We start from the raw sequence: 22,393 nt of genomic DNA, 5'->3' as shown, positions 1-22,393 counted from the left end.
GTCACCCTCTTGGTTCTCGTGGCATAGCTAATCCGCGTTCAGCGATGATGTTGCGCTGGATTTGGTCTGTGCCTGCGTAGATGGTGTCGGATCGTGCCATGAGGTACATGGTAGTGAGGCTGTCGAACCGTTCTTCGTTGATGCCTGTTTCGCCCTGTTGTCCCATGACCTCCATGGCGAGTTCGCCCAAGGATTTGTGCCATTGGGACCAGTAGAGCTTGTAGGTATAGGCGGCGCCGGTGAGGTCGGGGTTGTTTTCGCCGCCTGAGAGCATGCGCAAGGCGTTGTAGCGCATGATCTTGAGCCCGGCATGGGCCTTGGCGATCTTCTGGCGGGTGAGCGGGTCTTGTGCCGAGCCATTGGCCTTGGCGATGGCGATGATGTCGTCGAGTTCGTTCCTGAACTGCATCTGCTGGGCGAGGGTGGAGACCCCGCGTTCAAAGCCCAGGAGCGCCATGGCGACCTTCCAGCCTTCGCCTTCCTCTCCGATGCGGTCGATGGCAAGCGCTTCTGCGCCGTCGAAGAACACCTCGGCAAATTCGGCCTCGCCGGTCATCTGGCGGATCGGGCGGGCGTCGACCCCGGGCTGGTCCATGGGGACCATGAGAAACGAGAGGCCCTTGTTGCCGACGCTGCCGGGCTCGGTGCGGGCGACCACGAAGCACCAGTCGGCGATCGTGCCCATCGAGGTCCAGATCTTCTGGCCGTCGATGATGTACTTGTCACCCTCAAGCCGGGCTCTCGTCTTCACATTGGCAAGGTCGGAGCCTGCGCCGGGTTCGGAATAGCCCTGGCACCAGATCGCCTTGCCGGTGGCGATGTCGGGGAGGAACCTTGCCTTCTGTTCCTCGCTGCCCATGGCGATCAGCGTCGGCCCGAGCAGCTCGACCCCTAGGTGCCCGGCGCGGGGCGGACCCTTGGCCCGGGCATATTCCTCGGCGAAGATGATCTGCTGCGCGATCGAGGCACCCCGCCCGCCCCATTGCTCGGGCCAGCCAATGACGCTCCAGCGCGCCTCGCCCAGCGCTGCTTCCCAGGCGCGGCGTTCCTCGACATTGTCGACCTGGTTGGTCTGGCCGCGGATGGCCTTGAACGGGCCGCCAAGCTGTTCATTGAGCCAGCTGGCGGCCTCCTCGCGGAAGGCCTTGAGTTCAGGGGCGAAGGCGAGTTGCATGGATCAGGCGACCTCGAACAGACCGGCCGCGCCCATGCCGCCAGCGACGCACATGGAGACGACCACATATTTGACGCCGCGGCGCTTGCCTTCGATCAGCGCATGGCCGACGAGGCGGCTGCCGGTCATGGCGAAGGGATGGCCGATGGCGATGCCGCCGCCATTGACGTTGAGCTTTTCCGGATCGATGCCGAGCGTGCGCTGGCAGTAGATCGCCTGGTTGGCAAAGGCTTCGTTCAATTCCCAGAGGCCAATGTCGTCGATCTTAAGACCGGTGCGCTCAAGCAGCTTGGGGATGGCGAACACAGGGCCAATGCCCATTTCGTCCGCGCCGCAGCCTGCGACCTGGAACCCGCGATAAATGCCGAGGATAGGGAGGTTTTCCTTCTGCGCGGTGGCAAGGTCCATGACCACCTGCGCCGATGCGCCGTCGGAGAGCTGGCTGGCGTTACCGGCGGTGACATGCTTGCCTTCCTTGATGACCGTGCCGTTCTTGAACACGGGCTTTAGTTCAGCGAGCTTTTCATAGGTGGTGCCTGCGCGGATGCCCTCGTCCTTGGTGAGCGTCAGCTCTTCCTTGCCGGTCTCATTGCCTTCCTTGTCGAAAAGGGCCTTGGTGACCGTGATCGGCACGATCTCGTCATCGAACTTGCCCGCTTCCTGGGCAGCGGCGGCGCGCTGCTGCGACTGGGCGGCGAACCGGTCCTGATCCTCGCGGCTGATGCCATAGCGTTCCGCGACGATCTCGGCGGTCTCGATCATCACCATGTAAGCGTTGGGATCGCGCGCCTTGATGAACTCGGAGCGGTTGCGGAAGGCGGGATAATGTTTGTCGATGGTGAGCGAGACATTCTCGACCCCACCCGAGACGGCGCAGTCGATCTCGTTGGCGATGATGCCGCGCGCGGCGAAGGCGAGGGCGTTGAGGCCCGAGGAGCATTTGCGGTCCATCGAGAAGCCGCTGGTGGTGTCGGGGAGGACCGAGCCGTGGACGGTCAGGCGCCCGACATTGTAGCTCTGGGTATTCCACTGGTTGGCGACGCCGAGATAGACATCGTCGACGCGGGCGGGATCGATGCCTGCGCGGGCGATGGCGGCGTCGACCACATGGGAGGACATGAACGGCGCTTCGGTGTCGTTGAACGCGCCGCGATAGGCTTTGCCGACGCCCGTGCGGGCGGTCGAGATGATGGCTGCTTCACGCATCGAATGGTCCTTTACTTAAAAGCCGTGCATGTTGGTGGGGCCCCAGAAGGCGCGCATTTCGACGACCTCGTTCGCCTCGTTGAAGCGGAAGGTGTCGATGACGTCGATGCGCTTGTGGCCGCCGTCATAATTGAGGTTCACCGAGAAGGGGAAGACGGCATAGTCGCCCGCGACCCGGACCGGGCCTTCAAGCTTCAGCTTCGCGCCGGTCTTCATCGATTCAGCGTAGAAGGCGCGGATCGCCTCGCGGCCCTTGTGGATGGGCGAGCCGATGGGGTCTTCGACCGTGGCGTCGGCGGCATAGAGGGCGGCGACCTGGTCGGCGCTGCCTGCTTCGAACGCGGCGACATAGGCGTTGACGGCGGCTTCCATCTTAATGGGATCGGGCATGGTCTTGGCTCCAACGGGACTGGTGGCGAGCAGGCTCAATGTGAGGGCGAGGAGGGGGTGAACCAAGCCTTCTATTCCGGAAAATAGCGGTTGATGGTGTCGACCACGCAGGCGGGCTTGTCTTTTCCTTCGATCTCGACGGTGACGCGGATCACCGCCTGGATGGCGCCGCCTTTCACTTCTTGCGCCGAGACGATTTCGCCTGTGCCGCGAATGCGCGAGCCGACGATCACGGGATTGAGGAAGCGGGTCTTGTCCATGCCGACATTGACCCCTGCGGAAAAGCGCCGGACCTCGACGATCTGGGGCATGAACAGGTTGACGAGGCTGAGGGTGAGATAACCATGCGCGATGGTCGCGCCGAACGGGCCGTCCTTGGCGCGGACCGGATCGACATGGATCCACTGATGGTCGCCGGTGCAGTCGGCAAAGGCGTCGATGCGCGACTGCTCGATGGTGAGCCAGTCGGAGGTGTCGAGGCGGGTGCCCTCCTTGCCGAGGAGATCGCGCGGATTTTCGAAGATGGTGGCCATGGTTACGCCCGCTGGCTCGAGACCGCGACGATTTCGCCGGTCATGTAGGAGGAGAGATCGGAGGCGAGGAACATCATGACATTGGCGATTTCCCAGACCTCGGCGGGGCGCTTGAAGGCTTCCTTCTCGACCAGCTTGTCCAAGGCTTCCTGCGTCGTCACCTTGGCGAGGAAGGGGTGCATGGCAAGGGAGGGCGAGACCGCATTGATGCGCACGCCATGCTCGGCCGCCTCGATCGCGGCGCAACGGGTGAAGGCCATGACCCCTGCTTTTGCGGCGGCATAATGGGCCTGGCCCTTTTGCGCGCGCCAGCCAAGGACCGAGGCATTGTTGACCATGACGCCCGACTTGTTGGCGTACATCGAGGGGAGGAACGCGCGGGTCATGCGGAAGAGCGAGGTCAGCGTCACGTCGAACACGCGCGCCCACTGCTCGTCGGTCATGTCGACGATATCGGCCTCGCCGCCAAGTCCTGCATTGTTGATGAGGACATCGACCTTGCCGAGCGCGGCCAGGGAGGCGTCGCGCAGGGCCTGCACGGCCTCTTCGCTGGTGACGTCGCAGACGAACACAGCGGGCCGCTCGCAGCCGACTTCCTGCGCGATGCGGTCGGCCGCTTCATTGAGGCGGCGTTCATGGAAGTCGCTGATGAGGAGCTTTGCGCCCTCTTCGGCGGCGCGCTTGGCGGCGGCAAAGCCGATGCCGGTGCCGGCCGCCGCGGTCACGACCACGGTCTTGCCTTTGAGCATCCCCAAAGGCGTCGGATAGGGCGGCACGGGCGAGGTCGGGGTCATGCGGGGTCCTTCATGGTTGCTGCGGTCTTTGCCGTCAGATGATCGTCTGTGACAAGTATGATCTTGCCGCGCACATGGCCCTCGCGCACGCGCGCCATGGCGGCGGCGGCTTCGCTTGAAGAGAGGGTTTCAAGCGGCGGGGGCGTCATGCGGCCTTGCGCGGTGGCGGCGACGAGCGCGGCGAGATGCTCGGGCGCGCTTTCGTAACTGGCCGAGGCACGGATGGCGGCTATGCCCTTGGCGGCGAAGCGCTCCGCATCGGGCAGCGCCTCGTGCGGCAGCATGGTTTCGATCGCGACATAGCGGCCGCCCGGACGGATGAGCGCGGCAGGATCGGCGATGCTGCCCTGGCCGACGGTGTCGAGGAGGAGGTCGACCCCTTCGGGCGCCCATTGAGCGACCTTGTGCGCCACATTTTCATGGCGGTAATCGATCGGGCAGTGGACGCCGAGGCTGGCGAGCAGGTCCTGGTTGACGGGGCCTGCGGTCGCGGCGATCTGGGCGCCAAGCTCCCGCGCGATCTGGATCGCCCAGAGGCCGGTGCCGCCCGATCCGCCATTGACGAGCACGCGCTCGCCGGGCGCCAGCTTGCCCTGGACAAGCAGGGCTTCGCGCGCGGAGATGCCGGGCACCGGGATGGTGGCGGCCTCGGCAAAGGAGAGATTGTCGGGCAGGGGCACGGCCTGCGCGGCCAGGCAGATGGCATAGTCGCCCCAGGTCCCGCCGCGCCCCAGCGGCAGGCTGGAGAGGAAGGCGACGCGCTCGCCCACTTGCAGCGCGCTCACCCCTTCGCCGAGCGCCACGACCGTGCCGGTGCCGTCAAAGCCGGGCACCAGCGGCAGGAAGCTGTCGGGCAGGAAGGGGAGGAAGCCCGCGCAGGCTTTCCAGTCGGCCGGGTTGACCCCCACCGCCGCGATCCGGATCAGCGCTTCGCCTGGGCCGGGCGCAGGGGTAGGCAGGTCGCGGGCGCGGATCGCCTGCGGCCCTGTAAAGCCGTCCATCGCCATGGCCTGCATGGTGGAGGGGAGGGCGGGCGCGCCCGTCATGCGGCGATCTTGTCTCCATCGATCAGCAGGGCGGCGAGCGCTTCGCGATGCTGTTCGGGGGTGCCGAGCCAGCTCGCGCAAGCTCTAGCGCGCTTGAAATAGAGATGGGCGTGATGTTCCCAGGTGAAGCCGATGCCGCCATGGAGCTGGATGGCATCGCCCGTGACCGAGCAATAGGCGTCGGACACATAGGCGCGCGCGGCGTGGGCGGCTTCGGCCAGCTCTTCGCCGTTCTCGTCGATTGCGGCGGCGGCATAATAGGCGGCCGAGCGTGAGGCTTCGACCAGCAGCATCATGTCGGCGAGCATATGCTTGTAGGCCTGGAAGGAGCCGATGAGGCGGCCGAACTGGACGCGTTGCTTGGCATAGTCGACCGTGGCGTCGAGGCTGTATTGCATGCCGCCGGTCTGTTCAGCCGCGAGCAGGCCAGCGCCGATGGTCAGCGTGCGGTCGATCGCGGCTTTCGCGCTGCCGGGCGCGCCCAGGATCATGTCCGGGGTGACGGCGCAGTCGAAGGTCAGGGTTGCAAAGCGGCGGGTGCGGTCGAGCGCGGGCAGCGCCTCGATGGCAAGGCCGGGGGTATCCGCTTCGAGGACGACGAGGCTGTCGTCGGCGGTGGCGACGATGATGAGCTCTGCGACATGGCCGAAGGTCACGAACTTGGCCTGGCCGGTCAAGCGGCCGTTGACAAGGGTCGGGCGGCTTGCGGTGCCAGCGAAACAGGCGCGCGTGCCCGAGGCGAGACGGGGGAGCAGCGCCGCCTTCTGCTCCTCGCTGCCTGCCGCGAGTATGGCTTGCACCGCGAGCACGGCGGTTTCGAAGAAGGGAACAGGCGCAAGGACGCGGCCGGTTTCTTCCAGGACCAGCGCCATTTCGACCGCGCCAAGGCCAAGCCCGCCTTGGGCCTCGGGTATCATGAGCCCGGCAAAGCCCATTTCGCCAAGGCTGTTCCACAGGCTTTCATCAAAGCCTGTGGTGCCTTCAACGGCGGCGCGGATGACGTCCGGGTTGGCGGCGTCGGTCAGGAAGTCGCGGGCGGCTTCCTGGATCGCGCGCTGATCGTCGCTGAGCGCGAAATCCATCAGGCGGCTCCGTAGACGGGCTTTGCAGGCTCGCGGGTCTCAAGAAGCTTGCGCACGATCGCGTCCATCTCGCTGGCTTCGAGGCGCGCGCCCTTGTCGAAGGCGGGGCTGTCGGTCCAGCCTTGCGAGAGGAAGACCTGCCCGCCCTTCAGCTCGAACACCTGGCCGGTGACGCCCTTCGACTGTTCCGAGACGAGATAGGCGACGAGCGGGGCCATGTTTTCCGGCGCAAACAGGTCGAACTCGCCTTCTTTCGCCTCCATGTCGAACGCGCCGGTGTTGGTCATGCGGGTGCGGGCGTTGGGCGCGAGCGCGTTGGCGGTGATGCCGAGGCGGCCAAGCTCTGCGGCCTGCACCAGGGTGAGCGTCGCGATGCCGCCCTTGGCGGTCGAATAGGCCGACTGGCCGACCGAGCCCTGCAGGCCTGCGCCCGAGGTCGTGTTGATGATGCGCGCGTCGACCGGATTGCCCGCCTTGCTCTGCGCGCGCCAATATTCAGCGGCGTGGCGCGAAGTGCAGAAATGGCCGCGCAGATGGACGCGGATCACCGCATCCCATTCTTCAGGGGAGCAGGTGAAGAACATGCGGTCGCGCACGAAGCCGGCATTGTTGACCACGGCATGCAAGCCGCCGAAGCTGTCGAGCGCCTGTTCGACCATGCGCTTGCCGGATTCCCATTCAGCGACGTCGTCGGTGTTGGCGACGGCTTGCCCGCCCATCGCCTTGATCTCGTCCACCACCTGTTCGGCCGCACCCTTGGTCGCGCCTTCTTCGCCATGGGTGCCAACGCCAAGATCATTGACCACAAGCCTGCAGCCTTGCGCCGCGAGGCCCAGCGCATAGGCCTTGCCCAGACCATTGCCGGCCCCGGTCACGATCGCAACACGTCCTTCGCAGATACCCACGTCTTCTTACTCCTTGGCTATTTCTGTTTGCGCGGCGCGTTCCTCGCGCAGCTGTGCGGTTGCGCCCGAGAGGCGCACGGCGACCGCTTCCGATTGACTGCGCTGGCTAAGCCGCTCGGGGCTGGCCTGCCGCAGCGGCTGCGCTTCGACGAGGTCGGTCAAGGCTGCGCGGGCGAGTTTTTGATACTCCCCCTCGCCATTGTTGCGCCAGGTGACCTGGTGCGGCTCGAACGTCTTGACCACCTTGGCGGGGTTGCCCGCGACCAGGCTGCGTGGCGGCGTGACCGTATCGGACTTCACAAGGGCGAGCGCCGCGACGAGATTTTCATCCCCGATGACGGCATTGTCGAGGATGACCGCGTTCATGCCGATGAGCGCATTTTCGCCGATCTCGCAGCCATGGATGATCGACCCATGGGCGATGGTCGCTCCGCGCTTGATCACCGTGTCGCGCAGCTGGTTGGCATGCACCGTCACGCTGTCCTGGATCGAGCTGTCGCCCTCGACGATGATCCTTCCGAAATCGCCGCGCAGGGAAGCGCCGGGCGCGATGAAGCAGCCCGGCCCGACGATTACGTCGCCGATCAGCGAGGCGAGCGGATGGATGTAGCTCGATGGATCGACGACAGGCGTGATCCCCTGATAGGCGTAGGCGGGCATGGGCGCGCCTCTTACAATCGCTCGATGATGGTGACGTTGGCCTGGCCGCCGCCTTCGCACATGGTCTGGAGGCCATAGCGGCCGCCGGTGCGTTCCAGCGCATTCAAAAGCGTCGTCATGAGCCGCGCGCCGGTCGCGCCGATCGGGTGGCCGAGCGCGATCGCGCCGCCCTGCACATTGACCTTCTCATGGGGGATGTCGAGTTCCTTCATCCAGGCCATGGTGACGCTGGCGAAGGCCTCGTTGCATTCGAAAAGGTCGATGTCATTGAGGCTCATGCCCGCCTTCTTGAGCGCATATTGAGTGGCGGGGATCGGGCCGGTCAGCATCCAGACCGGGTTGGCGGCGCGGACCGAGAGGTGGTGGATGCGGGCGCGGGGCTTGAGGCCATGCTCCTTGACCGCCTTTTCACTGGCGATGAGGAGGGCTGCTGCGCCATCGCAATTCTGGCTGGCGACGCCTGCGGTGATGACACCGCCTTCATTGACGGGCTTCAAGGACGCGAGGCCCTCGAGCGAGGTGGTGGGACGGATGGTCTCGTCACGGCCAAGGCCCTCGAGCGGAGCCACTTCGGAATCGAACCAGCCATTGTCCCAGGCGGCCTGCGCGCGCTGGTGGGAGGCGAGGGCGAATTCTTCCATCGCCTGACGGCTGATGCCCCATTTGTCGGCGATCATCTCGGCCGAGCGGATCTGGTTCACCTCTTCGGTGCCGTAGCGCTCGACCCAGCCCTTGGAGCCGAAAAAGGGGCTGTCGAAGCCATATTGCGCGCCTGCGATCATGGCGGCCATGATCGGGATCTGGTTCATCGCCTGGCTGCCGCCTGCGACCACCAGGTCCTGGGTGCCGCTCATCACGCCTTGCGCGGCGAAGTGGACGGCCTGTTGGCTGGAGCCGCACTGGCGATCGACGGTGACGCCGGGGATTTCTTCCGGCAGGCCAGCGACCAGCCATGCGGTGCGGCCGATATCGCCCGCCTGGCCGCCGATCGTTTCGGTGCAGCCCCACACCACGTCATCGACCCCTGACGGATCGATGCCGGTGCGGGTCACCAGTTCCTTGATCGGGTGCGCGCCAAGATCGGCCGGATGGACATGGGCAAGGCTGCCCTTCTTGCGGCCGATGGGGGTGCGAACGGCGTCGATGATATAGGCTTCAGGCATTGGTCTTTTCCCGGGCGAAGGTCTGGTCCGGCCCCATGGGCTGGGTGAAGATGCGCGTGGCGATGCGCGCGCGGTGGTGGGCGGGCGTGCCCCATGTCTGGGTGAGCGCAACCGTGCGCTTCAAGAACAGGTGGACGTCCACCTCCCAGCTGTAGCCCATGGCGCCATGCACCTGGATCGATGCGCGGGCGGCCTTGTCGGCGGCTTCCAATGCAACGAGCTTGGCATGGCTGACGCGGGCGCGGGCCTGGGTGTCGCGCGCGCCGATCTCGGCGGCCGCCGCAGCGACTACGGGCTTGGCGAACTCGATTGCGACCTGGGCGGAGGCGAGATGATGCTTGACCGCCTGGTAGCTGCCGATGGGCTTTCCGAACTGCTGGCGTTCCTTGGCATAGTCGACGGCGAGGTCGACCGCGCGCTGGGCAAGGCCAAGGCCAAAGGCCGCGTTGAAGAGCGCTGCGCGGTCGAAGGCGAGGTCCCAGTCGGCCCCATTTTGGTTATTTGGCCCAAGCGGCGTTGCCTTATCCTTGCTCCATTCGACCGAGAACAAACGGCGGAAGGGATCGATGCTGGGTTGGGCGGTCAGCGTCACCTGGTCGGGGGTGGCGAGGAAAGCCTCGCCATCGGCATGCAGGATGATGCCGCCTGCGCTGTCCGCGTTCGCCACATAGGGGTTGGCGGGATGCGCAATCGCGATCGTCGCGCTGGGCTCGCTGAGCAGCGCATGATCGGGCGCAAGGGCGGCGAGCAAGGGGGCTGCGACGCCTGCGCTTTCGATGAGCGGTTCGGGAAGGGCGACATAGCCAGCTTCCTGCGCGATGAGGGCGAAGTCGGTTTCGGCAAGGCCGATGCCGCCTGCTTCTTCGGGCAGCAGCACGAGGGTGAGGCCGGTTTCGACGATCGAGGCCCAGCGCGTGGGATCGATCGCTTCATTCGCTTCCATCATGCGGCGCCAATGGTCGGGCGTGCAGCTGTCGGCGAACAGCGAGCGCGCGGTCTCGGCGAACATCAGCTGTTCTTCGCTTAAGGTGAAGTCCATCTCAATTCCCCTTAGCGCGGCAGGCCGAGCATGCGCTCGGCGATGATGTTGCGCTGGATTTCGTTGGAGCCTGCATAGATGGGTCCGGCGAGCGCGAAGATATAGTCGTCGATCCAGTCGACGGCGTTCGCGTCCGGGGCCTCGTGCGTCAGTTCCGCCTGGGGCCCAAGGATGTTGAGCGCGGTTTGCGTCAGATGAATGTCGAGTTCGGACCAGAAGATCTTGTTGGTCGAGGCTTCAGGCCCGATCTTCGCGCCCGCCATCAGCCGCGAGGCGGTCTGGTAGATGTTGAGCGCATAGGCGTCGGCATTCATGTGCGCGCGCACCACATCGGCCTCGAGGCCAGGATCAGCGCTTTCCTTGTTGGCGGCCCAAAGTTCGGCCAGCTTCTTGGCCGCCACCTGATAGCGGGCGGGCGAGCGCAGCATGAGGCCGCGTTCAAAGCCTGCGGTCGCCATGCAGATGTGCCAGCCCTGGCCCTCTTCCCCTAAGCGATTGAAGGCGGGGACGCGGACATTTTCAAGGAAGATCTCGGCAAAGCCGACATGGCCGTTGATCTTCTTGATCGCATTGACCGTCACGCCCGGCGCATTCAAGGGGAAGAAGATGAGGCTCATTCCCTTGTGGCGCTCGGACCCCGGCTCGCGGAACAGGCCGAACGCCCAGTCGGCGAACACCGCGCGGCTCGACCAGATCTTGTGGCCGTTCAAAATATACTCGTCGCCCTCACGAACCGCCGTGGCGCGCACGCCCGCCAGGTCGGAGCCCGCCATCGGTTCGGACCAGGCCTGCGCCCAGATTTCCTCGCCTGACGCCATCTTGGGCAGGAAGCGCTGCTTCTGCTCATGGGTGCCGAACTCGATGAGCGTCGGCCCCAGCAGGAAGATGCCATTCTGGTTGACGCGGCCGGGCGCACCGGCGCGATAATATTCTTCCTCGAAGATCAGCCACTGGATGAGGTCGAGGCCGCGCCCGCCATATTCGCGTGGCCAGGTGACCATGCCCCAGTCGCCGGACTTGAGCGTCTTTTCCCATTGCCGGTGCGCCTCGAAACCCTCGCGCGTCGCGTCGAAATGCTCGAGCGGATGCTCAGGCACATGGGCGTCGAGCCAGGCGCGCACTTCGGCGCGGAACGCCTGCTGCTCGGGAGTATAAGTCAGGTCCATCAGAATTTCGCCGCGCCCTTGTTTTCCACGAAGGCGTCGCGCGCCTTCTGGCTGTCTTCATGCATGTACATTTCGAGCGTGAAGCCCTGCTCGATCCGGTAATGGGCCGAGGGGTCGGTGGGCTCGATCAGGTTCAGCGCCTGCTTGGCGATGATGAGGGCGGCGCGGCTCTTGGACGCGATCACCTCGCAGAAGGCATAGGCCTCCTCTTTCAGCTGCTCGAGCGGCACGACCTTGTGCACCGATCCATGGCGGTAGGCGTCTTCCACCGGAATGCGGCCGCCGGTGAAGAAATTGGCGCGCACCATCTGGACAGGGAGCATGCGGCTCATGAAGGCAGCGCCCCCCATCGCGCCGCGATCGATCTCGGGCAGCGAGAAATAGGCGCCTTCAGCGGCAATCAGCGCGTCGCAGGCGCCCGCGATATTGACGCCGCCGCCGATGACGAAGCCATGGAGCGCGCCGACCACCGGAATCGCGCACTCACGGATCGCCTTGAAGGTGAGGTAATTATCCTTGTTGAGCTTGGCGATGCGCTCGGGGTGCGCCTGCATCTCCTTGATGTCGACGCCGCCGCAGAAACCGCGGCCCTCGGCGCGGATCAGGATGACCTTCACATCCTCGTTGGCCGCTGCCTCGTACACCATGGCGGGGATCGACTCCCAGCCCTTGGTGTCGAAGGCGTTGACCGGGGGATGGTCGAACAGGATTTCGGCGATGGCGCCGTTGATGCTGAGCGTGATCGGCATGGGTTTTGTCCTTCTTTCTCAGGCGGCGCTGGCGGTTTGCCGGCCCATCGCGGCGAGCGCTGCAAGGCGCTCATGCGCTTCGGCGACGATGCGGTCGACCAGCTCCTGGCAGGTCGGGATCTCGCCGATCCGCCCGCCGACGACGCCGGTCGCCATCACGCCATGTTCGATGTCGCCCTCGACCACCGCCTTCTGGATCAGCATCGGCATGGTTGCGGCCATCATCGCCTGTTTCAAGGGCATTGCGCCATGGGCGGTCATGCCGCGCGCCGACTTGATGAAGTCCATCCAGCTTGCGCCGGTCTGCTTCTTCATCGCCATGCCCGCCTCGATCGCGCGCAGCCACATGCCCAAAGAGCCGGACTTCTCGATCCGGTCCATGAGGCGGGTGCGCACCATCCGCTGGGGGATGCCGTCGAGCTTGGTGGTGACGACGATGCGGTCGGTCGAGGCTTTCAAGTATTCCGCCTTGGCGCTGTCGGGCACCGGGCTTTCCTTGGTGAGCAGGAAGCGCGTGCCCATCGCGATGCCGACCGCGCCATAGGCAAGGGCAGCTGCAAGGCCGCGTCCATCGGCAAAGCCGCCGCTGGCGATCACCGGCACCTTGACCGCATCGAGCACCTGGGGGAGCAGCACGGTGGTGGGGACAGAGCCTGTATGCCCGCCGCCTTCGCCGCCCTGGACATTGACCATGTCGACGCCGAGTTCCACCATCTTCTGCGCATGCTTGACCGCGCCGACGGTGGGGACGCAGAGAATCCCTGCATCCTTGAAGCGGCCGATCATCTTGGCATTGGGACCACGGCCGAAGCTGACCGCGCGGACCTGATCCTTGTTGGCGAGGATCAGCTCGACAATCTGGTCAGCGCCGGGCTGAAAGCTGTGGAAATTGACGCCAAAGGGCTTGTCGGTGCCGTTGCGGACGGCGAGGATCTTCTCGCGCGCTTCGTCCGGGGTCATGACGGCGGCGCCCAGGAAGCCGAAGGCGCCTGCATTGCTGGAGCCAATGACCAGCGAAGGCTCGGCAACCCAGCCCATCGCGGTCTGGATGATCGGCCAGCGGCAGCCAAGCCGCTCGGTCATGATCGTGTGCAGCGGGTCGCCCATCATTCGCTCGCCTGTTTCTTATTGGCCTCAGCCATCTTCTTGGCGTCGAGCCCCGCAATCGAGCTGCCTTGGACGAGGTCATTCTGGGCATGGGCGAAATGGTGCATATGATATTGCGCCTCCATCGCGTTCCTTTTGCCCATCAGCTCCTCGACATGGTTGATCGCCTGCTTGGTCAGCCAGTTGCCAAGGCGGGGCTGGGCGACGAGCTTGGCCGCCATGGCTGCGACGGTTTCGCGCAGCGCTTCGCGCGACACGATCTTGTTGACCATCCCGAACTGCTCGGCCCTCTGCGCGCTCATCCGCTCGCCCAGCAGCAGGAATTCCTTGGCGACGCGCGGGGGGAGTTCATAGGCATGGGCGAAATATTCGACGCCCGGGATGCCCATGCGGTTGACCGGGTCCTGGAAGAAGGCATCGTCGGTGGCGACGATCAAATCGCACACCCAGGCAAGCATGAGCCCGCCCGCGACACAGGCCCCCTGCACCATGGCGATGGTGGGCTTTGGCGCGTCGCGCCAGCGTCGGCACATGCCGACATATTGCTCCTTCTCGCGGGTGTAGAGCAGTTCGGCCGCAGGCTTGTTGACATGGCCCGGCACCAGCAGCCGGTTCTCGAAATGCTGGTGCACGTCGCGGCCCGGCGTGCCGATGTCGTGGCCTGCCGAAAAATGCTTGCCGTTACCGCCCAGCACGATCGCGCGCACATCGTCATCGTTCACGGCGCGCACGAACGCGTCGTCAAGCGCATAGGTCATCTGGCCGTTCTGGGCGTTGTTGAAGCCCGGGCGGTTCATCATGATCCATGCGACATGATCGATCACCTCATAGGTGACCGGCTCATCGGTTTCGTAAACAATGTCGACCTGCTGCGGTTCGACCAGGCGGTCGGTCTCGTTCATCTCAGGCTGCCCTTCTGTCTCCGGCCGGATTGTCCTTGAACACGGTGGCCCGGACATTGTTGGGGTCGATCTTGGCGATCAGCTCCAGCTGCTCGGCCGTCGGCGCAGGCGTCACCGGGATTTCGCCCTCGACCTTCGCCAGCGGGAAGCCCGTATTGTCCTGCACTTCCTCGAAGGTGACGCCCGGATGCAGCGAGATCACGCGGATCTGGTGATCGGGGCCGCCGAAATCCATCACGCACAAATTGGTGATGATGCGGCGCAGGTCCAGGCCCTGGGGCGGAGCGCCATTGCGGTAGCGCGCCGGGTTGTAGCCCGCCATGCAGACGAAATCGACTTCGCCTTCCACGAACGCACGCTTGTTGTGGTTCGCAAAGAAGAAGCTGTTGGGGTGGCTGATCGAGTTGCCCGGGAAACCGCGCGCGCCGAGCATCGCGGCCTTGGGCTTCTTGTGGTCGCCGATCACCGAGATGTTCGCCTGACCGAAGCGGTCGATCTGCACCGGGCCGACCAGCGCATGGCGGCGGCCGCTCCACAGCGCGGAGAAGACGCGGTCATAATTGGCGATGCCTTCGAACTCGGGCTCGGCGGCGCGCTTGCCCGGGCCGACGGGCTCGCTCGTATACCAGGCCTCGCCATCGGTGGTCTGGATCGCGGGCGCGAAGGAGAGCTTGGCAAGGCCAGCGCCGATGCGGGGGAGGGGGCCGATGCCGGTCGCCATCACCTCGCCATCATCGCGCCAGACTTCGGCGCAGGCGACGATGACGAGTTCAGCGAGCGAATAGCTATTCTGGGTCATGTTCGGTCTCGCTCTTAGTAAATGGGGACGGGAAGCTGCTTGACGGCTTCTTCGCCGCCGATCGCTGCCTGATAGTCCGCTTCGGACACGTCGATATATTTCGCCTTGTAGTCGGCCCAGGCTTCGGGCGAGGCGGCGCTTTCGACATAGGTCTTGATGTGCTTCAAATCGAGCTGATAGTCGGGATCAGCGCTGGTGGGGTGCGCGCCGAGCGGCGCTTCAGCGACGCCGGTGATCATCGCCCGCTCGACAAGGTTGTAGCGGCTGTTCTTCTTCATATCGAGCTCTGCGGTCGGCACGATCTTCTCGACCGTCACATAGCTCTTGCCTGCAGCGCGCACGAGCAGTTCATCGAAGATCGGATCGACCGAGAGGGTGAGGATGTTGCCGCGCTCGTCGGAACGGTGGGCGTGGATCAGCGCGATGTCGGGGACGAGCGCTGGCATGGCGACGAATTCCTCGCCATCTGCATAGGGGCTCTTCACGAATTTGAAGTCGAAGCCCGACTGGTTGATGATGTCGGTGCCGATGCCGACGCGGGTCGGCAGGAAGGGCAGCTTCATGGCGCCTGCGCGCAGGCCCCAATGATACATGCCCTCGTCCAGTTCCAGCACCTCGAAGGCGCCGGCCTGGCGGGCGTTGCGGAAATGGGGTTCGAGCGGATAATGGTCGAGGCTTGCAAAGGCGAAGACGAGCTTACGGATCTTGCCGGTGGCGGCGAGCAGGCCGATGTCCATGCCGCCATAGCCCGCCATGAGGGTCAGGTCCTTCAGGTTCGACCGGGCGATGGCGCGAATGAGCGCCATGGGCTTGCGGCGCGTTGCCCACCCGCCGATGCCGATGGTCATCCCGTCGGAAATCTGGTCGACGATGTCGTCCACCGTCATGCGCTTGTCGAGCATAGTCTCAGTCATCCTTTTACGTCAGTCTCGTCCGGTCCCGTGCGCAGTCCTGCCAGTCAGTCCTGTTCATGGGCCCATTTATGGCCCCAGTCGCTTACCGCGAGGCTGGTGGTGGGGACCCATGTGTCGGGGTCTATTACCAGGCCGTTCCAGCCATATTCGATGTCGAAACCGCCTGGTGTCTGCATGTAGAAAGAGGTCATCTTGTCGTTGACATGACGGCCAAGGCTCGCCGACAGGGGAACTTTGCCCTTGCTCTTCAAGACCCGGTCATAGGCGCGGCCGACATCCTCGAGGGAGCCGACCTCCAGCATCATGTGCACAGCGCCATTGGGGCTTTCGGGCAATTGCCCCAGCGCCAGGCTGTGGTGGCGCGGGTTGCAGTGCATGAAGGCAAAGCCCACGCCCGGATCATCCTCGCCCCCGCCCTGGAGGTAGAAGCGGCCAAGGTCGGTGTCGCCAAAGCCCATGACGTCCCTGTAGAAGTCGTGGGTTTCCTCGAAATTGGGGGCGGTGAGCACGACATGGCCCATCCCCATGTCGCCGTCCGCGCCGCCCGGGCTGCCGGTCACGAAGCGGCTGACGCCTGCGGGCGAGGTGAAGGGGGCATAGTCGACGAAGCGGCCGTAGAAGAGCTCCATCGGGTTGCCCGCAGGGTCCGACGAGCGGGCAAGCTCATAGACCTGGCGCGCGCGCGCTTCCATGACGCCCGCGCGCGTCACCGGGCGGCCTGCCGCCTCGAGGCGGGCCAGCACCGATTCGAACGCCTCGCGATTCGCGCATTCCCAGCCCGGCGCCACGAAACGGTCGGCCGCGCCCTTTTCCACCCACAGGCGGTAGGGCCGGTCGTCCATGCGAAAGAGCGCCACATCCTCGCTGGGCGAAGGCGCTGCCATCAGCCCTGCGATATTGCAGGCAAAATCCTGCCAGCGCCCAAGGTCCTGCGCCTCGATCACCACATAGCCCAGGGATATCACTGCCATTTTAAGCACCTCGCCCTATCTTCCCGTACCAAGGGGTCTTCCCGTCTTTTACGGGCCTTTCCCATGTTTCCGGCCATCATCTCTGCCCAAGCGTTGCAAAATGGCCTTCCCCATATGCACAGGGCCCATACGCATGAGGCAGGCGCTGCTGCCCTTGTTCTGCGCCTGGGCCTGGGGAGGCGCGTTAAGCGCGCTCAACGAGCTTATGGCAATTCGTTCCCGATCCGCCTATAAGCAACGGCCCAAATGCGCAAGCCCTGTTTGCCTTGACAGTTTGCGTAACGGGTATTTATATAAACTACGCATATAGCAAATCTGAAGCAGAGTCGCCTACAATGGAGAAGATGATGACTGGGGCAGTAGCAAGCCGACCCATTGACGAGGCGAATGCAGGAATAGCTTCGCCCGAAAGCCTGATCGCCAAAGCCAAGGCGATGATCCCGGTGCTGCGGGAACGCGCCCGGGCCTGCACCATCGCTCATGACGTGCCTCCCGAGACCGTCGCCGAGATGAAGGCGGCAGGCTTCTTCCGCGTGCTCCAGCCCAAGCGCTATGGCGGCTATGAGATGCACCCCAATGTCTTCTTCGAAATCCAGAAGGCGCTCGCTGAAGGTTGCATGTCGACAGGCTGGATCTACGGCGTCCTTGGCTGCCACCCCTATGAACTCGCCCTCTTCCATGACGAGGCGCAGAAGGAAGTGTGGGGCGAGGACCCCGACATGCTCGTCTCCTCCACCTATCAGCCGGTCGGCAAGGTGGAAAAGGTCGATGGCGGCTTCTACCTCTCGGGCCGCTGGGGCTTTTCGTCGGGCTCCTCCCACTGCGGTTGGGTGCTGCTTGGCGCGATCAATTTCGACACCGATGGTGGCCCGCCCGACATGCGCACCTTCCTGCTGCCGCGCTCCGACTATCAGGTGATCGAAGGCACCTGGGACACGTTCGGCCTCCAGGGCACCGGCAGCTTCGACATCGTGGTCGAGCGCGTCTTCGTGCCCGAACACCGCACCCACAAGGCGAGCGACGGCTTTGCCGGCACCAATCCGGGCCAGGAAACCAACACAGCGCCGCTCTACCGCATCCCCTGGGCGCAGCTCTTCATCCGCTCGGTCTCCAGCGCCGCCTTCGGCGGCATCCGCGCCGCGACCTCGGCCGCGATGGAGATCATGGGCAGCCGCGTCTCGACCAACACCGGCAAGGCGTCCAAGGCCGACCCCAATCTCCACGCCGCCATCGCCCGCGCGATCGCCGAGACCAACGAGATGGAGCTCACCCACCGCACGACCTTCAACGAGTTGATGGGTTATGCCGAGCGTAACGAGCCCGTCCCAATGGAAAAGCGCGCGCTCTTTGCCTACCAGTCCGCCAGCGTCGTGCGCCGCATGGCCGAGCTTGCCGATGGCATGGTCAAGCTTTTGGGCGGCCGGGCGATCTACATGTCGAGCCCGATCCTCCAGCCCTGGCTCGACCTCCACGCCGCGCGCGCCCATGTCGCCAACGACCCGGCCAACCGCACCAGCGACGTCATCGGCACGATGAATGGTGAACCGCCCGCCTTCACCTTTATCTGATCGCGCATATGGCATCTGGCACAGGCAAAAAGAGGATTGCCCATGGGCAGTGAATTGATCCGCAAGACCTATAGCGTTGCGGGCGGATATGAGATTTCGATCGCGGAAATCGCAGGGGCGCCGACCGATGCCCCGACCGTCATCTTCATCCATGGCAGTGGTCCCGGCGCATCGGGCGCGTCCAACTTCCGCAACAATGCGCAAGTCTTCGCTGACGCGGGCTATCGCGTCATCCTGCCCGACCTCATCGGCTATGGTGCCTCGTCGAAGCCCGAAGCCGACTATCCGCTCGAACTGTTTACGCAGACCCTGCTCGATGCCCTTGCCCAGCATGGGATCACAGGCGGCCACCTCATCGGCAACTCGCTGGGCGGCGGCATCGCCCTCCAGATCGCGCTCGACCATCCCGACTTCTCCATCGGCAAGCTCATCCTGATGGCGCCCGGCTGCGTGGCGGAACAGGCGAGCTATTTCACCATGCCCGGCATCGCCAAGATGCGCTCGGGCTTTGGCAGCCCGGAATTCAATATCGAGGAACAGCGCCGCCTCATCGGCAACCTCATGCACCCTTCTTCGGCCCATCATGTGACCGACGCGCTGGTCGAGGAACGTTTCGCCGTCGCGCGCACCCAGCCCAAGGATGTGCTCGCCCGGGTGAAGACCCCCAACCTTGGCCCGCGCCTTGGCGAGGTTGCGCAGCCGATCTTCGTCCTCTGGGGTCTCAATGACGAATTCTGCCCCGAAAGCCATGCGCGGCTCTTCCTCGACGCTTGTCCCGACGTGCGCTGCCTCACCTTCTCGCAGACCGGCCATTGGGTGCAGGTCGAGCGGGCTCAGGAGTTCAACCGCTATTCGCTGGACTTCCTGAATGGCTGACCCCGCGCCTGCGCCATCCGTGCCGGTTCCAGAACCCGTGGACGTCACTGTGGGCCTCAAGGGCGCGATGCGCCGCCTGCCCTCGGGCGTGGCGATCGTCACCGCGCTGGGCGAAGGCAAGGCGCCGGTCGGCATGGCCGCGACCTCGATCACCTCGCTCACCATGGACCCGCCCGCAGTGCTCGTCTGCGTCAACCAGACAGCCGGCATCCACGCCCATCTCTCGCCCGGCTGCCCGGTCAGCATCAACCTCCTCTCGCGCCACCAGCGCGAGGTGTCGGCAGCGTTCGGCGGCGCGGTCGCGCGCGAGGCGCGCTTTGGCGTGGGGCAATGGACCGCCGATCCCCATGGCCTGCCGATCCTCGAAGAAGCGCAGGCCAACCTCTCCTGCACGATCGAGAGCATGACCCCCTTTGGCACCCACAGCATCGTCATCGCACGGGTCAAGGCGGTGCGCCTCAGCGACGCGGTCGATCCCCTCATCTTCCAGGACGGAGCCTATCTGTGAGCGACCTTAATGACCGGCTTGCAGAGGAGCTCTACCAGGCGCTGCGGGACAAGCGCACCGTGCCGCCGCTGATGGCGCGCTACCCTGAGCTCACCATCGATGACGCCTATGCCATCTCGCTGGGCGCGCTCGAACGCCGCAAGGCCGATGGCGAGAAGGTCATCGGCAAGAAGATCGGCGTCACCTCAAAAGCCGTGCAGGACATGCTGGGCGTGCACCAGCCCGACTTCGGGTTCCTCACCGACCGCATGTATATCGAGGGCGACATCGATGTCGCGGCAAACGGCCTCATCGCCCCGCGCGCCGAGGCCGAGATCGGCTTCATCCTGAAAGACAGCCTCAAGGGGCCGGGCGTGACGGCGGACGATGTGATCGCCGCGACGGACAGCATTGTCCCCTGTTTCGAGATCGTCGACAGCCGCATCCAGGACTGGAAGATCGGCATCGTCGATACCGTCGCCGACAATGCGTCCTGCGGCGTCTATGTGCTGGGCGAGGCGCGTGTGAACCCGCGCGACCACGATCTTCCCAATCTCCATGTCACGGTCACCAAGAATGGCGCGCCGCTCAGCGAAGGCTATGGCCATGCGGTGCAGGGCTCGCCCGCGCAAGCGGTCGCCTGGCTTGCCAATACGCTGGGCGCCTATGGCGTTACCCTGGAGGCTGGCGATGTGATATTGTCAGGCAGCCTGGTGCCACTCGAACCGGCAGCGCCAGGCGATGTGTTCGAGATGCAGCTCCACGGGGTCGGCAGCTGCACCGCGCGCTTTATCTGAATATGGAAAGTGGGCATCGCCCGGTCGCGATGCCGTGAGGAGTGAAGAATGACGGGCAAGGTCAAGGCGGCGATCATCGGGTCGGGCAATATCGGCACCGACCTCATGATCAAGATGATCAAATATCCCCAGAATATGGAACTGGTGGCCGTGGTCGGCATCGACGAAAAGTCCGAAGGGCTCGCCATGGCGCGCGAGCGCGGCGTCGCCACCACCCATGAGGGCCTTGAAGGCCTCATGAAGATGGACGTTTACCCTGAGATCGGCATCGTGTTCGACGCGACCTCCGCCTATGCTCACAAGGTGCATGACGAAGCGCTGCGCAAGGACGGCAAGCAGGTAGTGGACCTCACTCCCGCCGCGATCGGCCCCTACACCATCCCCACGGTTAACGGCGAAGCCAATCTCGATGCGGGCAATGTCAACATGGTGACCTGCGGCGGACAGGCAACGATCCCGATGGTCGCTGCGGTCTCTGAGGTCGCGACCGTCCATTATGCCGAGATCGTGGCATCGGTCTCCTCGCGCTCGGCGGGGCCTGGCACCCGCGCCAATATCGACGAGTTCACCCGCACCACCGCTGGCGCCATCGAAAAGGTCGGCGGCGCAGCGCAGGGCAAGGCGATCATCATCCTCAATCCCGCCGAACCGCCGATGATCATGCGCGACACGGTGTTCACCCTGTCCGAAGGCGCCGACGAAGAGACCATCCGCGCCTCGGTCGAGGCGATGGTGAAGAAGGTCCAGGCCTATGTGCCGGGCTATCGCCTCAAGCAGGAAGTGCAGTTCGAACGCTTTGGCGACAATAACAAGCTCACCATCCCGGGCCGTGGCGAGTTCACCGGCATCAAGACCATGATCCTGCTCGAGGTCGAAGGCGCTGGCGATTATCTGCCGAGCTATTCGGGCAATCTCGACATCATGACCGCCGCCGCCAAGGCGACCGGCGAGCTGCTCGCGCAGCGCATCGCAGAAGGAAAGAAGGTGGCGGCATGACCAGCACATTCAACGTGGAAGCGGGCGACAAGCTCTACATCCAGGACGTGACGCTGCGCGATGGCATGCACGCCATCCGCCACATGTATGGCATCGACCATGTGAAATCGATCGCCAAGGCATTGGATGACGCAGGGGTCGACGCGATCGAGGTCGCCCATGGCGACGGCCTCAATGGCGCAAGCTTCAACTATGGCTTTGGCGCGCATACCGATTGGGAATGGCTCGAAGCGGTTGCCTCGGTGCTGACCCGGTCGGTGCTCACCACGCTCATCCTGCCCGGCGTCGGCACCGTCGAGGAACTGCGCCGCGCCTATGACATCGGCGTGCGCTCGGTGCGCGTTGCGACCCACTGCACCGAAGCCGACGTCTCGAAACAGCATATCGGCATCGCCCGCGACCTTGGCATGGACGTCTCAGGGTTCCTGATGATGAGCCATATGATCGATGCGGAGAAGCTCGCTGAACAGGCCCTCCTCATGGAAAGCTATGGCGCGCAGTGCGTCTATGTAACCGACAGCGGCGGCGCGCTCGACATGGATGGGGTGAAGGCCCGCCTCGAAGCCTATGACCGGGTCTTGAAACCCGAGACCCAGCGCGGCATCCACGCCCACCATAATCTCTCGCTTGGCGTCGCCAACTCGATCGTCGCCGCGCAATGCGGCGCGGTGCGCATCGACGCCAGCCTCACCGGCATGGGCGCTGGCGCTGGCAATGCGCCCTTGGAAGTGTTCATCGCCGCTGCCGACCGCAAGGGCTGGAACCATGGCTGCGATGTCAATGCGCTCATGGACGCGGCCGAGGACCTCGTGCGCCCCTTGCAGGACCGCCCGGTCCGGGTCGACCGCGAAACCTTGGCGCTCGGCTATGCCGGGGTCTATTCCTCCTTCCTGCGCCATGCGGAAAAGGCCGCCGAAACCTACGGCCTCGACACCCGCACCATCCTCGTGGAACTTGGCCGTCGCAAGATGGTCGGTGGGCAAGAGGACATGATCGTCGATGTCGCATTGGACATGCTGAAAGAACGCGCAACAGCGGCCTGACATGCCGCCGGGCGCGTTCATTCGCG

Annotated in this window: 24 protein-coding genes; 6 read left to right on the top strand and 18 right to left on the bottom strand. The window is 64.6% G+C overall.

The window, feature by feature from the left end; genetic code table 11:
* Position 1 precedes the first annotated feature (1 nt).
* From NCHOL11_RS17840 to NCHOL11_RS17755, 18 genes are read right to left on the bottom strand one after another with little or no spacing between them, the layout of a single operon-like run.
* Positions 2-1,174, bottom strand: a complete 1,173-nt coding sequence (locus NCHOL11_RS17840) for an acyl-CoA dehydrogenase family protein (protein ID WP_097093828.1) — start codon at positions 1,172-1,174, stop codon at positions 2-4.
* A gap of 3 nt (positions 1,175-1,177) precedes the next feature.
* On the bottom strand, positions 1,178-2,380 hold the full coding sequence (locus tag NCHOL11_RS17835) for an acetyl-CoA C-acyltransferase (protein ID WP_097093827.1): 1,203 nt from the start codon (positions 2,378-2,380) through the stop codon (positions 1,178-1,180).
* Between the two features lie 15 nt (positions 2,381-2,395).
* Positions 2,396-2,836: a nuclear transport factor 2 family protein gene (locus NCHOL11_RS17830; protein ID WP_255254902.1), complete on the bottom strand. Its 441-nt coding sequence runs from the start codon at positions 2,834-2,836 to the stop codon at positions 2,396-2,398.
* A 5-nt stretch (positions 2,837-2,841) separates the two neighbouring features.
* Complete coding sequence (locus NCHOL11_RS17825) at positions 2,842-3,303, bottom strand: MaoC family dehydratase (protein WP_097093826.1); 462 nt, start codon at positions 3,301-3,303, stop codon at positions 2,842-2,844.
* A 2-nt stretch (positions 3,304-3,305) separates the two neighbouring features.
* Complete coding sequence (locus NCHOL11_RS17820) at positions 3,306-4,097, bottom strand: SDR family oxidoreductase (RefSeq protein WP_097093825.1); 792 nt, start codon at positions 4,095-4,097, stop codon at positions 3,306-3,308.
* Positions 4,094-5,143 carry an NADP-dependent oxidoreductase gene (locus NCHOL11_RS17815; RefSeq protein ID WP_097093824.1) on the bottom strand — a complete coding sequence of 350 codons (1,050 nt, stop codon included), beginning with the start codon at positions 5,141-5,143 and terminating at the stop codon, positions 4,094-4,096. The genes NCHOL11_RS17820 and NCHOL11_RS17815 overlap by 4 nt, the downstream gene beginning before the upstream one ends.
* The gene (locus NCHOL11_RS17810) at positions 5,140-6,225 is read right to left on the bottom strand and encodes an acyl-CoA dehydrogenase family protein (RefSeq protein ID WP_097093823.1); all 1,086 of its coding nucleotides are present in this window, start codon (positions 6,223-6,225) and stop codon (positions 5,140-5,142) included. Before NCHOL11_RS17810 ends, NCHOL11_RS17815 begins: the two co-directional genes overlap by 4 nt.
* A complete protein-coding gene (locus tag NCHOL11_RS17805) occupies positions 6,225-7,130 on the bottom strand; it encodes an SDR family oxidoreductase (RefSeq protein ID WP_097093822.1) in 906 nt (301 codons plus the stop codon). The genes NCHOL11_RS17810 and NCHOL11_RS17805 overlap by 1 nt, the downstream gene beginning before the upstream one ends.
* 6 nt (positions 7,131-7,136) lie before the next feature.
* Positions 7,137-7,790, bottom strand: a complete 654-nt coding sequence (locus tag NCHOL11_RS17800) for a gamma carbonic anhydrase family protein (RefSeq protein ID WP_097093821.1) — start codon at positions 7,788-7,790, stop codon at positions 7,137-7,139.
* An 11-nt stretch (positions 7,791-7,801) separates the two neighbouring features.
* Complete coding sequence (locus NCHOL11_RS17795; protein WP_097093820.1) at positions 7,802-8,953, bottom strand: acetyl-CoA C-acetyltransferase; 1,152 nt, start codon at positions 8,951-8,953, stop codon at positions 7,802-7,804.
* A complete protein-coding gene (locus NCHOL11_RS17790; RefSeq protein ID WP_097093819.1) occupies positions 8,946-9,992 on the bottom strand; it encodes an acyl-CoA dehydrogenase family protein in 1,047 nt (348 codons plus the stop codon). The genes NCHOL11_RS17795 and NCHOL11_RS17790 overlap by 8 nt, the downstream gene beginning before the upstream one ends.
* Before the next feature lie 11 nt (positions 9,993-10,003).
* Positions 10,004-11,158, bottom strand: a complete 1,155-nt coding sequence (locus NCHOL11_RS17785; protein WP_097093818.1) for an acyl-CoA dehydrogenase — start codon at positions 11,156-11,158, stop codon at positions 10,004-10,006.
* Positions 11,158-11,907 carry an enoyl-CoA hydratase family protein gene (locus NCHOL11_RS17780; RefSeq protein WP_097093817.1) on the bottom strand — a complete coding sequence of 250 codons (750 nt, stop codon included), beginning with the start codon at positions 11,905-11,907 and terminating at the stop codon, positions 11,158-11,160. The genes NCHOL11_RS17785 and NCHOL11_RS17780 overlap by 1 nt, the downstream gene beginning before the upstream one ends.
* Before the next feature lie 18 nt (positions 11,908-11,925).
* Complete coding sequence (locus NCHOL11_RS17775; RefSeq protein WP_097093816.1) at positions 11,926-13,014, bottom strand: NAD(P)H-dependent flavin oxidoreductase; 1,089 nt, start codon at positions 13,012-13,014, stop codon at positions 11,926-11,928.
* A complete protein-coding gene (locus tag NCHOL11_RS17770; RefSeq protein ID WP_097093815.1) occupies positions 13,014-13,916 on the bottom strand; it encodes an enoyl-CoA hydratase in 903 nt (300 codons plus the stop codon). The genes NCHOL11_RS17775 and NCHOL11_RS17770 overlap by 1 nt, the downstream gene beginning before the upstream one ends.
* Position 13,917: 1 nt before the next feature.
* The gene (locus NCHOL11_RS17765) at positions 13,918-14,715 is read right to left on the bottom strand and encodes a CoA-transferase subunit beta (RefSeq protein WP_097093814.1); all 798 of its coding nucleotides are present in this window, start codon (positions 14,713-14,715) and stop codon (positions 13,918-13,920) included.
* 14 nt (positions 14,716-14,729) lie between these two features.
* Positions 14,730-15,629, bottom strand: coding sequence for a CoA transferase subunit A (locus NCHOL11_RS17760; protein ID WP_097093813.1), 900 nt, complete (start codon positions 15,627-15,629; stop codon positions 14,730-14,732).
* Positions 15,630-15,673: 44 nt separating this feature from the next.
* Complete coding sequence (locus NCHOL11_RS17755) at positions 15,674-16,600, bottom strand: VOC family protein (RefSeq protein ID WP_097093812.1); 927 nt, start codon at positions 16,598-16,600, stop codon at positions 15,674-15,676.
* Positions 16,601-16,947: 347 nt separating this feature from the next.
* Here NCHOL11_RS17755 and NCHOL11_RS17750 point away from each other — a divergent pair, with 347 nt between their 5' ends.
* The 6 genes from NCHOL11_RS17750 (at position 16,948) to dmpG (ending at position 22,367) form a co-directional block, all read left to right on the top strand.
* Complete coding sequence (locus tag NCHOL11_RS17750; protein WP_236575275.1) at positions 16,948-18,168, top strand: acyl-CoA dehydrogenase family protein; 1,221 nt, start codon at positions 16,948-16,950, stop codon at positions 18,166-18,168.
* A gap of 42 nt (positions 18,169-18,210) precedes the next feature.
* Positions 18,211-19,044 (top strand): alpha/beta fold hydrolase, encoded by an 834-nt coding sequence (locus NCHOL11_RS17745; protein ID WP_097093811.1) that lies wholly within the window; start codon positions 18,211-18,213, stop codon positions 19,042-19,044.
* Positions 19,037-19,552: a flavin reductase family protein gene (locus NCHOL11_RS17740; RefSeq protein ID WP_097093810.1), complete on the top strand. Its 516-nt coding sequence runs from the start codon at positions 19,037-19,039 to the stop codon at positions 19,550-19,552. Before NCHOL11_RS17745 ends, NCHOL11_RS17740 begins: the two co-directional genes overlap by 8 nt.
* A 71-nt stretch (positions 19,553-19,623) precedes the next feature.
* A complete protein-coding gene (locus NCHOL11_RS17735) occupies positions 19,624-20,328 on the top strand; it encodes a fumarylacetoacetate hydrolase family protein (RefSeq protein WP_097093829.1) in 705 nt (234 codons plus the stop codon).
* Between the two features lie 48 nt (positions 20,329-20,376).
* On the top strand, positions 20,377-21,324 hold the full coding sequence (locus tag NCHOL11_RS17730; RefSeq protein ID WP_097093809.1) for an acetaldehyde dehydrogenase (acetylating): 948 nt from the start codon (positions 20,377-20,379) through the stop codon (positions 21,322-21,324).
* Positions 21,321-22,367, top strand: coding sequence for a 4-hydroxy-2-oxovalerate aldolase (dmpG, locus tag NCHOL11_RS17725; RefSeq protein WP_097093808.1), 1,047 nt, complete (start codon positions 21,321-21,323; stop codon positions 22,365-22,367). Before NCHOL11_RS17730 ends, dmpG begins: the two co-directional genes overlap by 4 nt.
* Positions 22,368-22,393: the final 26 nt, after the last annotated feature.

This window comes from Novosphingobium sp. Chol11 (assembly GCF_900218065.1).
Classification (GTDB): Bacteria; Pseudomonadota; Alphaproteobacteria; order Sphingomonadales; family Sphingomonadaceae; genus Sphingobium; species Sphingobium agri.
This window is presented reverse-complemented; position numbering and strand designations above follow the sequence as displayed.